Origin of the sequence: Micromonospora sp. ANENR4 (assembly GCF_015354395.1) — a bacterium.
Lineage (GTDB): Bacteria > Actinomycetota > Actinomycetes > Mycobacteriales > Micromonosporaceae > Micromonospora > Micromonospora aurantiaca.
In genome coordinates this window covers 1-12,145 of the sequence record NZ_JADKYQ010000003.1, presented here as the reverse complement: position 1 = coordinate 12,145, position 12,145 = coordinate 1, and the positions used below count along the sequence as shown (strand labels likewise).

General features: G+C 73.8%; 13 protein-coding genes. 4 read left to right on the top strand and 9 right to left on the bottom strand.

The features are described from left to right. Positions 1-7: 7 nt before the first annotated feature. The 7 genes from IRY44_RS05945 to IRY44_RS05915 all read right to left on the bottom strand — a co-directional run bounded on the left by IRY44_RS05945 (position 8) and on the right by IRY44_RS05915 (position 7,341). The gene (locus tag IRY44_RS05945) at positions 8-1,513 is read right to left on the bottom strand and encodes a hypothetical protein (protein WP_194799471.1); all 1,506 of its coding nucleotides are present in this window, start codon (positions 1,511-1,513) and stop codon (positions 8-10) included. Further along, positions 1,510-2,580 (bottom strand): hypothetical protein, encoded by a 1,071-nt coding sequence (locus IRY44_RS05940; RefSeq protein ID WP_194799470.1) that lies wholly within the window; start codon positions 2,578-2,580, stop codon positions 1,510-1,512. The genes IRY44_RS05945 and IRY44_RS05940 overlap by 4 nt, the downstream gene beginning before the upstream one ends. Before the next feature lie 251 nt (positions 2,581-2,831). Then, a complete protein-coding gene (locus tag IRY44_RS05935; RefSeq protein ID WP_194799469.1) occupies positions 2,832-3,065 on the bottom strand; it encodes a zinc-ribbon domain-containing protein in 234 nt (77 codons plus the stop codon). Between the two features lie 60 nt (positions 3,066-3,125). Then, a complete protein-coding gene (locus tag IRY44_RS05930) occupies positions 3,126-3,971 on the bottom strand; it encodes an SRPBCC family protein (RefSeq protein ID WP_194799468.1) in 846 nt (281 codons plus the stop codon). Beyond that, a complete protein-coding gene (locus IRY44_RS05925) occupies positions 3,964-4,524 on the bottom strand; it encodes a helix-turn-helix domain-containing protein (protein ID WP_194799467.1) in 561 nt (186 codons plus the stop codon). Before IRY44_RS05925 ends, IRY44_RS05930 begins: the two co-directional genes overlap by 8 nt. A 91-nt stretch (positions 4,525-4,615) precedes the next feature. Next, positions 4,616-5,959, bottom strand: coding sequence for a class I SAM-dependent methyltransferase (locus IRY44_RS05920; protein ID WP_194799466.1), 1,344 nt, complete (start codon positions 5,957-5,959; stop codon positions 4,616-4,618). Next, positions 5,956-7,341, bottom strand: a complete 1,386-nt coding sequence (locus IRY44_RS05915) for an FAD-binding oxidoreductase (protein ID WP_194799465.1) — start codon at positions 7,339-7,341, stop codon at positions 5,956-5,958. The genes IRY44_RS05920 and IRY44_RS05915 overlap by 4 nt, the downstream gene beginning before the upstream one ends. 93 nt (positions 7,342-7,434) lie before the next feature. Here IRY44_RS05915 and IRY44_RS05910 point away from each other — a divergent pair, with 93 nt between their 5' ends. The 3 genes from IRY44_RS05910 to IRY44_RS05900 are packed head-to-tail and all read left to right on the top strand — an operon-like array spanning position 7,435 to position 9,014. Continuing rightward, the gene (locus tag IRY44_RS05910) at positions 7,435-7,905 is read left to right on the top strand and encodes an aminoacyl-tRNA deacylase (protein ID WP_194799464.1); all 471 of its coding nucleotides are present in this window, start codon (positions 7,435-7,437) and stop codon (positions 7,903-7,905) included. A gap of 40 nt (positions 7,906-7,945) precedes the next feature. Beyond that, entirely contained in the window at positions 7,946-8,230 is a 285-nt protein-coding gene (locus tag IRY44_RS05905) for a DUF427 domain-containing protein (RefSeq protein ID WP_194799463.1), read from the top strand. A gap of 58 nt (positions 8,231-8,288) precedes the next feature. Beyond that, entirely contained in the window at positions 8,289-9,014 is a 726-nt protein-coding gene (locus IRY44_RS05900; RefSeq protein WP_194799462.1) for an RICIN domain-containing protein, read from the top strand. A gap of 51 nt (positions 9,015-9,065) precedes the next feature. Here the strand turns inward: IRY44_RS05900 and IRY44_RS05895 are convergent, their stop codons facing one another. Beyond that, positions 9,066-10,364, bottom strand: a complete 1,299-nt coding sequence (locus IRY44_RS05895) for an MFS transporter (protein ID WP_269696186.1) — start codon at positions 10,362-10,364, stop codon at positions 9,066-9,068. A gap of 70 nt (positions 10,365-10,434) precedes the next feature. Here IRY44_RS05895 and IRY44_RS05890 point away from each other — a divergent pair, with 70 nt between their 5' ends. Then, on the top strand, positions 10,435-11,502 hold the full coding sequence (locus tag IRY44_RS05890; RefSeq protein WP_194799460.1) for a GlxA family transcriptional regulator: 1,068 nt from the start codon (positions 10,435-10,437) through the stop codon (positions 11,500-11,502). Positions 11,503-11,544: 42 nt separating this feature from the next. Here IRY44_RS05890 and IRY44_RS05885 read toward each other — a convergent pair whose 3' ends face one another. Further along, complete coding sequence (locus tag IRY44_RS05885) at positions 11,545-12,030, bottom strand: hypothetical protein (RefSeq protein WP_228531604.1); 486 nt, start codon at positions 12,028-12,030, stop codon at positions 11,545-11,547. Between the last annotated feature and the right edge of the window lie 115 nt (positions 12,031-12,145).

The following is a 12,145-nucleotide window of genomic DNA, read 5'->3' as shown; positions in this document are numbered from 1 at the left end:
GCGCCGGTCAGGACCAGTCCTCCGCCGGGGCCGGATCCTGTGGCGTGGCGGCCGTGCCGGGCGGCCCGCCGTGCGTCCACGGTGTCTCCTCGGGCGCGGGGAACGCGCCACCCGGCAGGAACCCGTCGGAGAGGCTGGTCAGGCAGATCCGCTCGCCCACCTCTGGAACGCTGCCGGGCGGCGCGGTCAGCCCCCGGCCCATCCCGCCGGACAGTTCCAGCACCACCTCGGTCTTGCCGTCGCCGCCGGGCGTCACGAACACGACCTTCGCCTTCTGCGCCGGGCGGGCCGGGGAGTACAACGTCGCGCCCACCGGCATCGGCACCGGCTCGGTGGTGACCACCTGGATGCGCGGGCGCAGCACCGGCCGCTTGCCCGAGTCGTCCACCCGCGCCGGGTCGGCGAGCGTCACCTCGCCGACGAACGCCTCCCCGGACAGCCGGTGCTCGGCCATCACCAGCGGATCGTCGTAGGCGCGCTGCACCGCCCACGCGGTCGACGCCCGTTCCAGCCGCTGCAACCGCAGCGCCGCCGCCACCGCGCCGTCGCGTCGCGGCTGCGGGCCGCCCCCGGCGTCGGCGTGCTCGGCGTGCGCGGTGAACGCGTCCCGGTCACCGGCCCACCGGCCGGTCACCCGCGCGCCGGCCGGCAGCGTCCGCAGCAGCCCGACGCCGCGCCACATCAGCTCCCAGGTGGGCGTGAGCTGGTCGCGCAGCAGGCCGGCGAGCTCGTCGTACGCGGCCGCGCGGGCCGCCGGGTCGTCCTCGGCCCGGGTGTACGCCTCGATCGCCGGGGCGAGCCGGCGGTTGTCGAAGTCCGGGTCGGTGGCCGGCCCGGCCGGCGGGCAGTGTTCCGGGTCCTCGGCACGGACCGCCGCCTCGGCGCCGGTCAGCCCGGCGGGCGGGTCGAGCCAGCCCAGCACCGCCGGCAGATGCAGATCCTCCACCACGCTCTGCCCGGTCGCCCAGTGCAGCGTCAGCGCGTCGGTGAGCGCCAGCAGAGCCGACGAACCGGGCTGCTCGGCACGCTCGGCGAAGAACGTCAGCCAGCGGCCGAGCAGCGGCACCGACTGGTGCACCGGATAGTCGCCGTCGGTACGGCGGAACCGGGTCGAGCGGCCGAACAGCCGCAGGAACGTGATCCCGGCCGGGTTCGGCACCAGCAGTTGCGGCGCGTCGACGTACCGGTGGCGGACGTCGCGACCCCGGTCCACCGGCACCGCCTCGGTCAGGTCGCGGAACTCGTCCAGGTACGGCAGCACGATCGCGGCCAGCTCGGCGGCGAACGCGAACCGCTGGTCCCGGTTGCGCGGCTGCGGCACCACGAGCAGCCGGCCCTCGTCGGGCGCGGCGCCGACCATCGCGGCAAGCGGGGCGTTCGCCTCACCGGCGAGCGCGAGCGGCACCACCACCAGCGGCCGCTCCGACAGGTGCAGGTGGCGGACGGTGGCCACCGGCTGGGCCCGCCCGGTGGCCACCGCCTGCGCCCGGGCGAGCGCGTGCAGCGTACTCACGCGGTTTGCCCCGCTAGGGCGTCGGCGCGCAGGCGCGCGGCGGCCCGCAGCAGCGCGGCGGCCTCCGCCTGCTCCGGTTCGGGCGCGGCCACGCCCTCGGCGAGCGCCAGCACGTCGGCCACCTCCTCCACGCCGCCCAGTGCCTCGCGGACCGGCCGGCCCAGCGCGCCGGTCTGCCCGCGCGCCTCGTGCCGGCAGAAGTACGCCAGTTCGCAGGCCGCCAGACAGTCCGGCGCGTAACGGGCGGGCACCTGGTGCAGCGCGGCGGCGAGCGTGGCCGGATCGGCAGCCGGGTCGACGGTGAACCCGGCCGGTACGGCGGCGAGCAACTCCTCGACCCGGGCCATCCGGGCCAACTGACGGCGCAGCACCAGCAGTTGCCGGCGCACGTCCAGCAGACTGGCCACCGGCTGGTTGGCGAAGTCACGCGGGCAGACCAGCACCACGTCGTGCGACACCAGCTCCGGGTCGCGTCCCTCGGCGGCGAGCAGCTCGCGCAGCGCCAGCACGTAGACGGCGGACTGGATCGCGGCGGCGGCGACCTTGCCCGGGTCGGCCTGCCCGTCGATCACCGGAAACGACTTGATCTCCACGACGTGGAACCGGCCGGCCAGCCGGGCCGCGACCAGGTCCGGTTCCAGGTGCACGCGGGTACCCGCCACGTCCAGGCCGAGCAGCGGATGGTCGAACAACGCCGGGCCGTCGCCGCTCGCGGTCAGCGCCGCCCGGGACCGTTCCGGCCGGTCGTCGTCGGCACCGAGGTCGGTCCAGGTGGCGTCAGCCGGGACCGGTACGCCGAGCCGCTCCGCGACCAGGCGCAGCAGTTCCTTCCCGCCGTCGGCCTTGACCTGGGCCTCGAAGGCGTTGCCCCGGGTGATCGCGAAGCGGGACTGGCCGAACCTCGCCGGGAAGCCGAGTTGCTCGGCGAGCGCCGGCTTGTCCGCGCCGGCGCTGTCCAGCACGGCGCGGCGGGTGCAGCCGGGGTTGCCGGTCAGCGCGGCGATGGTGCGGGCGTTGTGCCGCCGGGGCGGCCCACCACCCCTGATCCGTGCCAGCCGATCTTCCACCCGATGAAGTGTAAGGAAGGGCCCCTTGTTAACGCCTCCGGTAGAGGAGGGCCCCCTTGTTAACACGACGCGTCAGCGGCCGGCGGAGCGGTTCCAGGGCGAGCGGGGCGACTGCGCGCCCGCAACCGGGCGACGCCGGCGGCGGTGCCGGCGCCCGGGCGTGCAGGGTGGACGGGCGGCGGTGTGCACCGGCGGGGCGGTCGGGGCGGCGGGCTGCCGGCCGATCAGCCAGTAGAGGAAACGGGTCACTGTCAGCCGACCGGGAGGCGCTGGGCCTCGGCGCGGGAGATGTCGTACTCGGCGCCGCAGAACGTGCACTGCTGCGCGTACCGGGTGCGCAGCGGGATCAGCGGGATGAAGAAGAGGCTGAACTTGGTGACCCGGCGGGTGATCACCTGGGCGGCCTGGTTGCCGCAGTTGCGGCAGACCTGGGTGACGACGCCGGACCGGACGACCTTGGTCCGCAGCCCGAAGATGAAGAACATCGCCCGGCATTACCCACCCGGTGCCCGGGCTAAGCGGGCCCCGGGTGAGTCACCGGAAGGTCAGGCGGGAACCTCGTCGGTCAGCCAGATGGGCTTCCAGTCGGGCACCTCGTGGAAGCGGCGCAACTCGGCCCACCCGGCCACGTTGCCGCTCCACGCCGCATACGGCGGGTTGCCCTCGTCGAAGCCGGACTGCACGAACGTCAGCTTCGTCCGGCCGTCGGACTCCTCCAGCTCCCAGGACGTAACGCCGACCGGTCCCCAGTCGATGGACAGCGCCCGTCCCGGCTTCACGTCGAACACCTTCGCGGCCTCACCGGCGTCGAGGCCGCCCATCGCGTACCGGCCGCCCTCCCAGGGCTCGACGCCGATCGGGTAGCCGAACCAGGCGGTGACCTGTTCGGAGTCGGTGAGCGACGTCCACACCTTGTCCATCGGCGCGTCGATCACCATCTCGCCGCGCAGGTCGGCGGAGGTGAAGTCGGTACGCGGCAGCAGCGGCCGGCCGTCCAGGTAGTCGTTGAGGTGGGCGAGCGCCAGGTACCAGTACGTCTGGAGCACACCGCGGATGCTGCTGCCGCTCATCGCCTCCGCGTAGTCGAAGTGGCTCTGCCGCAGCGTGAGTATGGTGCCGTCGCCGTCGGGCTCCAGCTCGAACTCGGTGGTGGTCTCCACCCCGTCGAGCGTCCACGCGAAGCGCAGCGTCCGGTCGTCGACGTGCAGCAGCCGCTGGTGTGGCGCGTCGCCCTCGGGCGTGTAGCGGCCCCAGAACTCGTACCGCCGGGGAAGCTCGACCTCGGCGTGCTCGGCGAGCCACACGCGCAGCTCGGCGGGGTCGGTCAGGGCGCGGCGAACGGTCGCCACCGGTGCGGCGAGGCGGGCGCGGATGGTCATCGGCTCAGTCATGCGTGTCGCCTTTCGGGTAGCAGGCCACGGCGAGCTTGAAGGCGTCTCCCTCGGCGCCGCCGTAGCGCGTGAACAGGTCCTGCAGCGTCGTCTGCAGGTCGTGCAGGAACTCCTGCCGCCGCTCGGCGGGCACCCGGATCTCGCCGGAGACGCCGATGGACGGCAGTTCGGGGGCGGTGCGGTCCAGCGCGGCGATGTCGGCCTGGACCTCCTCCATGAGGTCGAGCAGGTAGCCCAGGCTCAGCTCGTCGCGGGCCCGGCGGGTGCCGCCGATGCGGCCGACCAGGCGGGGCGAGAGCCAGTACGACCGGGCGACGGCCTGGTAGATGCCCTCGGTGATGCCGCGCACCTGCCGCTGCGCCACCTGCTCGGCCAGCCCGGCCGCGACGAGCTGCTTGACGTGGTAGTAGACGCGCTGCGGCGTCTGCTCCAGCCGGGTTGCGACCTCGGTGCAGGTGCGGGGCTCGGCCAGTTGCCGCAGCACTTCGATGCGCTGCGGCTTGAGCAGGACTTCGGCCTGCTCGCGCTGTTCCAGATACAGGACGTCTCTCATGGCAAAATCAGTTTGTACGTACAAAACTTCTTTGTCAATGGCTTCGACGAAAGGCCGCGCGGTCCGCGCGGCCTTTCGTCGGTACGACCGGTCAGGGCGTCCAGTCCGGACGCAGCGGGTACCCGTTCACCCCCTCGGGGCCGTTGTGCGTGGCGAGCACGTGGTGCAACTGGATGCCGTTGCGCTCGAACGCCAGCCGGGAGCCGGCCATGTAGAGACCCCACACCTTCGCGGTGCCCGGCCCGACCTCGCCGACGCAGAAGTCCCAGTGCTCGACCAGGTTGCGGCACCAGCCGGCGAGCGTCAGCGCGTAGTGCTGGCGCAGGTTCTCCTCGTGGTGCACCTCGAACCCGGCGTCGTGGATCTCGCTGATCAGCCGGCCCGGACCGGCCAGCTCACCGTCCGGGAAGACGTACCTGTCGATGAACGCGCCGGAGCGGTGCGGCGCCCGGTTGTCGGCACGGGTGATGCAGTGGTTGAGCAGCCGCCCGCCCGGCTTGAGCCGGGAGCGCAGCGCGCCGAAGTAGGCCGGGTAGTTGCGCACCCCGATGTGCTCGGTCAGCCCGATCGAGGAGATCGCGTCGAACTGCTCGCGCGGCGCGTCCCGGTAGTCCAGGTGGCGCACCTCGGCCAGTTCGCTCAGCCCCTCCCGTTCGATCGCCGCCCGCGCCCACTCGGCCTGCGCCTTCGACAGCGTCACACCGAGCGCCTTGACGCCGTACTCCCGGGCCGCGTGCCGGACCATGCCGCCCCAGCCGCAGCCGACGTCCAGCAGCCGCATCCCCGGCTTGAGCGCCAGCTTGCCGGCGACCAGGTCGTACTTGTTCCGCTGCGCCTCCTCCAGCGTGTCGCCGGGGCTGCGGTACACCGCGCAGGTGTACGTCATGGACGGCCCGAGCACCTTCTCGTAGAAGGCGTTCGACACGTCGTAGTGGTGCGAGATCGCGCTGCTGTCCCGGGTACGCGAGTGACGCAGCCCGGTCATCAGCCGCCGCCAGCGCGGGGCCGCCTCCTGGGGCGGGGGCGGCGGCGGGCGCAGCCGTTCCCAGCCCAGCCCTCGGACCAGCGCGAGCGCCTCGCTCATCGCCGGTATCCGCAGCGGCACCTCGTCCTTGATGACCCGCAGCGCCTCGTACGGGTCGCCCGGGTGCACCCCCTCCAGCCCCAGGTCGCCGCTGACGTAGGCCCGGGCCATGCCCAGGTCGCCGGGCGCGGTGAGCAGGTAGGACAGGCCCCGCTCAGTGCGGATCGCCAGGGTGATCCCGGCGTCGGCCGGGCCCACCGCGCTGCCGTCGTATCCGGCGACCCGGACGGGCAGGTCGCCGGTGGTGACCGCGCGGACCACGTCCGCGACTGTGGGTCCGGTACGCCGCCCGCCCGCCGGCGGGCCGGCCGGGACGCTCGCCGCCCCCGGTGTTCGGTCGGTCAGACTCATGCTCGGGATACCGCCTTCTCGTACAGTCCGGTGAGTCGGTGGTCCGGGTCGTAGCGGTCCTTCACGGCACGCCAGGTGTCCCCGCCGTAGAGGCGGTCGAACTCGCCCCGGTCGTAGTACGCGTCGGAGTAGAGCGACTTGTGGCCGCCCACCTCCGACACCATGCGCTCGATCTGGCGGTTGACGTCGCCGTCGGCGGCGCCCGCCGCGATGGGCACGCTTCCCCAGAAGCCGATGTTCACATACGTTTCGCCCGGTTGGAGCGGATATAGCGGCCACGCCTTCGCCGACCCGGGACCGGACGGCTCCCGCAGCCGCAGCGGGCACAGCCACACCGGCGTCATGCCCACGTTCGCGGCGAACCAGCGCAGGAACTCGGGCGTGCGGTCGAGCGGGACCTCGACGTCCTGCACCACCCGCTCGCGGGCCGGGCGGCCACGCCACCTGTCGACCCGGGCGGCCACCTGGTGCCGGTGCTCCAGCCGCACGATCCGGTGGTAGACGTCGCTGCGCCGGTAGCGCCGCGGCCACAGCCGCCGCACCACCGGGTGCTGCACCCCGAACGCCGCCGAACACCAGAACCAGTCGGTGTCCCAACGCCAGAGATAGTCGTACGCGGTGAGCGCGTCCCGGGTGCGCCGGCGCAGCGAGCGGTAGTAGATCTCCTGGCCGGTGTAGTCGGACGGACGCTCGTCGGCCTCGTCGGTGAACGTGCCGAGCACGAGGTACGCCTCGCCGGGGCTGAACACCACCCCGTCCACGGCGTCGACCGGCTCACCACCCCAGGCGCCCTTGGCGACCACCTCGCCGATCGCGTCGACCAGTTCCTCCAGCCGGGTGAACCGGATGTTGCGCAGCGACACGTACCGGCGGACCGATTGCAGCTCGATGCGCAGCCGGGTCGCGTAGCCGAGGCTGCCGAGCGAGTTCGGGAAGGCCCGGTGCAGGTCCGCGTGCTCGCCCTGCGGCCGGGTCGTGACGATCTCCCCCGCGCCGGTGAGGACGTCCATCTCCCGCACCGACTCGTGCGGCAGGCCGTTGCGGAAGGAGGTGGACTCGATGCCCAGGCCGGTCACCGCCCCGCCCAGCGTGATGGTGCGCAACTGCGGCACGACGAGCGGCATCAGGCCGTGCGGCAGCGTCGCGTCGACCAGATCCTCGTACGTGCACATGCCCTGCACGTCGGCGGTGCGGGCCGCCGGGTCCACGGCGAGCACCCCGGTCAGGCCGCTCACGTCCAGGCCGGGCGTACGCGGCGCGGAGCGCGGCCGGAACAGGTTCGAGGTCTGCTTGGCCAGCCGTACGGGTTCCCCGGCGGGCACCGCGGCGTAGGAGCGCCGCAGCGTGTCCACCGCCCGTTCATGATCACGGACAGCGTGCATGAGATCACCTTACGCTCGGGTACGACAATTCGTGGGACGTCCACGGTGGCCTTTCGGCGACTCGCCGACGACGCGCGCGTTACCGTGACCGCCATGCCGAATCCCGCGCTGACCGCTCTCGACCACGCCGGCCTGCCGTACCGGGTGATCCGCCACGGTCCGGTCGCGAGCCTCGCCGAGGCGGCCGCGGCGCGCGGCGTCGAGGTGCCCGACGTGGTCAAGACGATCGTGGTCCGCCGCGGCGAGGGCGACCTGCTGTTCGTGCTCACTCCCGGCGGCCGGGTGATCTCCTGGCCGAAGCTGCGCGCCCTGCTCGGGGTGAGCCGCCTGTCGATGCCCGACGCCGAGGCGGCGAAGGCCGCCACCGGGTACGCGCGCGGCACCATCACGCCGTTCGGCTCCACCACCGCCTGGCCGGTGATCGCCGACGAGCGGCTGCGCGGCCGGGAGATCACGCTCGGCGCGGGCGAGCACGGCCTCGCCGTCGCTGTCGACGCGGACACCGCGCTGGCCGCGCTCGGCGCGACGGTGGCCGACGTGACCGATGAGGAGCCGACGCGTTGAACGGTGGCCGGTACGCGACCACCGGCATAGCGTGGAGGACATGCCGAAAGCCGTCTGGAACGACCTCGTCGTCGCCGAGAGCGACGACACAGTGGTGGTCGAGGGCAACCACTACTTCCCCCGTACCGCGCTGCGCGAGGACCTGATCCGGGAGTCCGACACCCACACGGTCTGCCCGTGGAAGGGCACGGCCTCCTACTACACGCTCGAACACGGCGGCGCCACCAGCCCGGACGCCGTCTGGTACTACCCCGATCCCAAGCCGGAGGCGGAGATGGTCCGCGACCGGGTGGCGTTCTGGAAGGACGTCCGGGTCGTCGACTGAGTCACCGTGCCGCCGGTGCGACTGGCACCCGGCGGCCCCGGTGGGTCACCATGCTCCCATGGCCGACCCGCACTCCGACCCGTCCGGCACCGTCTACGGCGGCGCCCGCCGCACCCGGCGCGTCCGGGGCGTCCGGCTGCCCCAGGACCCGCTGATGCGGGTCGCGCTGGGCGTCGGCGTGGCGGGCGTACTCCTCGGGGCCTTCTTCGCCACCGGCGTGCTCGGCGGCGGCGGCGAGCGGCCGGTGGTGCCGGCGGCGGCGGTGCCCACAGCGGCGGCGAGCGAGCCGAGCGCGGAACCGACGGCGGAGCCCACGCCTTCGTCGTCGCCGTCGCCGAGCGCGGCGCCGACCACCCCGGCCGCGCCGGTGGCCACGCCGAAGGTGCTGCGCGGCGTGCCCTCCGGGCGCTGCCTCGGCGTGACCGGCGACGAGGCCGAGGGCGCCCAGGCGGCGCTGGCCGACTGCACCGGCGGGCCGGAGCAGCAGTGGGTGGTCACGCCGGTCACCAACGACACCTACCTGCTCGTCAACGCGGCGAGCAGCAAGTGCCTGGACGTCAACGAGGCGAAGACCGACGACGGCGCGGACGTGCAGCAGTGGTCCTGCAACGGGCAGGCCAACCAGCAGTGGAAGTTCCAGGCGGCCGGTGACGGCGCGGCGCTGCTCGTGGCGGTGCACAGCGGCAAGTGCGCGCAGGTCGACGACGCGGGCACCGAGCCCGGTCGTGAGTTGGAGCAGGCGCCGTGCAGCGGCGCACCCGAGCAGCAGTGGGCGGCCGGCTGACCGGTCGGCCCCGGTGGCGCTGACCTGTCAGCCCCCGGTGGCGGCGGCCCGTCACCCCCGGTAGCTCCAGGCCCGCCGGCCCGCGACCACCGGCAGCGTGAACGCGGGCTCGTCGGCGGGACGGCGGCGTAGCAGCAGCGACAGCCCGGCCGCGCCGATCGACAGCGCACCGGCCACGTACCAGGCCATCGCGTAGTCGCCGAGCCGGTCCCGGACCAGACCGGCGCCGGTGGCCGCGAGCGCGGCGCCGAACTGGTGCGCGGCGAACACCCAGCCGAACACCACCGCGCCGGACGCACCGAACCACTCCCGGCACAGCGCCACTGTGGGCGGGACCGTCGCCACCCAGTCCAGCCCGTAGAACACGATGAAGACCAGCATGCTCGGCTCCGCCGTACCGGCGAACAGGCTCGGCAGCACCAGCAGCGACGCCCCGCGCAACGCGTAGTAGGCGCCGAGCAGCAGCCGGGGGTCGACCCGGTCGGTGAGCCAGCCGGAGGCGATCGAGCCGGCGATGTCGAAGATCCCGACCACGGCGAGCAGCCCGGCCGCTGTGGTCTCCGGCATGCCGTGGTCGTGTGCCGCGGGCACGAAGTGCGTACCGACCAGGCCGTTCGTGGTCGCGCCGCAGATCGCGAAACCGCCGGCGAGCAGCCAGAACGGCCGCGTCCGCGCGGCGGCGGCGAGCGCGCCGACCGCCCGTGCGGCGGCGCCGCCCTCCGGCCGGGCCGGCGGCACGACCTCGGTCGCGCCGTAGGCGGGCCGCCCCAGGTCCGCCGGATGCTCCCGCAACAACCACACCACAAGGGGTACGACCGCCAGCGCGGCCCCGGCGACGACGAGTGCCGCCGTGCGCCAGCCGTGGTCGCGCACCAGCACCGCCAGCAGCGGGAGGAAGACGAGCTGCCCGGCCGCGCCCCCGGCGGTGAGCACACCCGTCACCAGGCCCCGCCGCTTGACGAACCAGCGACCGGTCACCGTCGCCACGAACGCCAGCGCCATCGAGCCGGTGCCCAGCCCGACGAGGACGCCCCAGCACAGCAGGAGCTGCCAGCTCTCCGTCATCCCCACGGTCAGGCCGCTGCCGGCGGCGACCAGCACCAGCGCGCCGGCCACCACCCGGCGGATGCCGAACCGGTCCATCAGCGCGGCGGCGAACGGCGCGGTAAGGCCGTACAGCAGCAGGTTGACCGAGACGGCGGCGGAGATGGTCGCCAGCGGCCAGCCGAACTCGGCGTGCAGCGGGTGCAGCAGCACGCCCGGGGTGGCGCGGAAACCGGCCGCGCCGACCAGCGCGACGAAGGCGACGGCGGCGACGAGCCAGGCCGGATGCAGGCGGGATCGCTTCACCAGCCGAGTCTCGGGCCGGGCGGCTCCTCCGACGAGTGGCCGGAAAGCCATCGTGCGCAATAATCGGGCCATGTCCGTACCGCACCGGGTCGCCGTGCTCGCCCTCGACGGCGTGGTGGCGCTCGACCTCGGCACCCCGGCCCAGGTCCTCGGCGCCGCCCGCGCCGACGACAACATCCCGCTGTACGCCGTGGCGACCTGCACCCCCGGCGGGCTGCCGGTCCGCAGCAGCGCCGGTTTCCAGGTCCTCCCCGATCACGGCCTGGAGCTGCTGGAGCGCGCCGACACCGTGATCGTCCCCGGCATCCACGCCGGCTCGCCGCTTTCCGACGGCACGGTTCCGGTCGAGGTGGCCGACGCGCTGCGGGCCGCGTACGACAGGGGCGCGCGCGTCATGTCCATCTGCACCGGCGCCTTCGTACTCGCCGCCGCCGGCCTGCTCGACGGCCGCCCGGCCACCACACACTGGGCGTACGCGTCGCGCTTCCGCCGCCTGCACCCCGGCGTACCGCTCGACCCCGACGTGCTCTTCGTCGACGACGGCCGCGTGCTCACCTCGGCCGGAGTGGCCGCCGGCATCGACCTGTGCCTGCACGTCGTCCGCACCGACCACGGCAGCGCGGTCGCCAACCGGGCCGCCCGGCGCTGCGTGGTGCCGCCGTGGCGCGACGGTGGGCAGGCCCAGTACATCGAGCGGCCGGTGCCCCGCGGCGCCGACAACGGCACGGCCGCCACCCGCGAGTGGGCACGGCAGCGGCTGCACGAGCCGGTGGCGCTGCGCGAGATGGCGGCGCACGCACGGATGAGCGTCCGTACGTTCACCCGGCACTTCCGCTCCGAGACCGGGCTCAGCCCGGCGCAGTGGCTGCTCCAGCAGCGGACCGAGCACGCCCGGGTGCTGTTGGAGACGACTGATCTGAGCGTGGACCGGATCGCCCGGGCCGCCGGCTTCGGCACCACCGCCGCGCTGCGCCAGCACTTCCACACCCGGGTCGGCGTATCCCCCACCGCCTACCGCCGCACGTTCCGCCCGTCTCCTGCCCCGCGTTCCGCCCCGCGCTCCACTCTCGTTGATCTTGGAGTTGTGGCGCCTGGAAGGCCGGGCATGCCGGAGTTGTCCACTGCCACAACTGCATGATCGACGGCTCGGCGGTTCGGGCGGCTCTATGGTTCGGGCGGCTCAGGCGAGGTGGGGCTGGCGGCGCAGGGCGCGGAGCTGGGCGAGGTGCAGCGGCAGGTGCACGCGGATGTGCAGGTCCAGCGCCCTGCCCCAGGGCAGCGAGTCGTCCACGTCCAGGTCGAAGCCCTCGCGCAGCACCGTGTCCACTGGTGTCTCCGCCGCCGGGCCGAGCCGCTCGGCCAGCGCGCACAACTTCTGGCTGGTGGCCCGGAACAACGCGGCCAGACCGTCCAGCCCGCCGCACTCGGAGACCAGCGCGTCCAGTTGGGGACGGTGGATCGTGTCCAGGTCGTAGTAGGCGAACGGCGACCCGGCCAGCACCGCCTCCGTCGCCTCGCTCATCAGCTCGTCGTTGGCGGCGAGGTGCGCGACGATCTGCTCGGCGCTCAACTGCCCTTCCGGCGGCGGCCCGAACCCGCCCGCGTCGATCTCCGCGAACAACTCCTCGTACGCCTGCCGTAGTGCCGGGGCGTCCACCTCGTCCATGCCCGCATCCAACCCTCGCGGCCGCTGCGGCCACCCCGGCTACCGGGCTCGGTTCACCCGGACGCGTGAAGGCCGGCACCCCGTCGTTTCGGGGTGCCGGCCTTCAGCTCTTGGT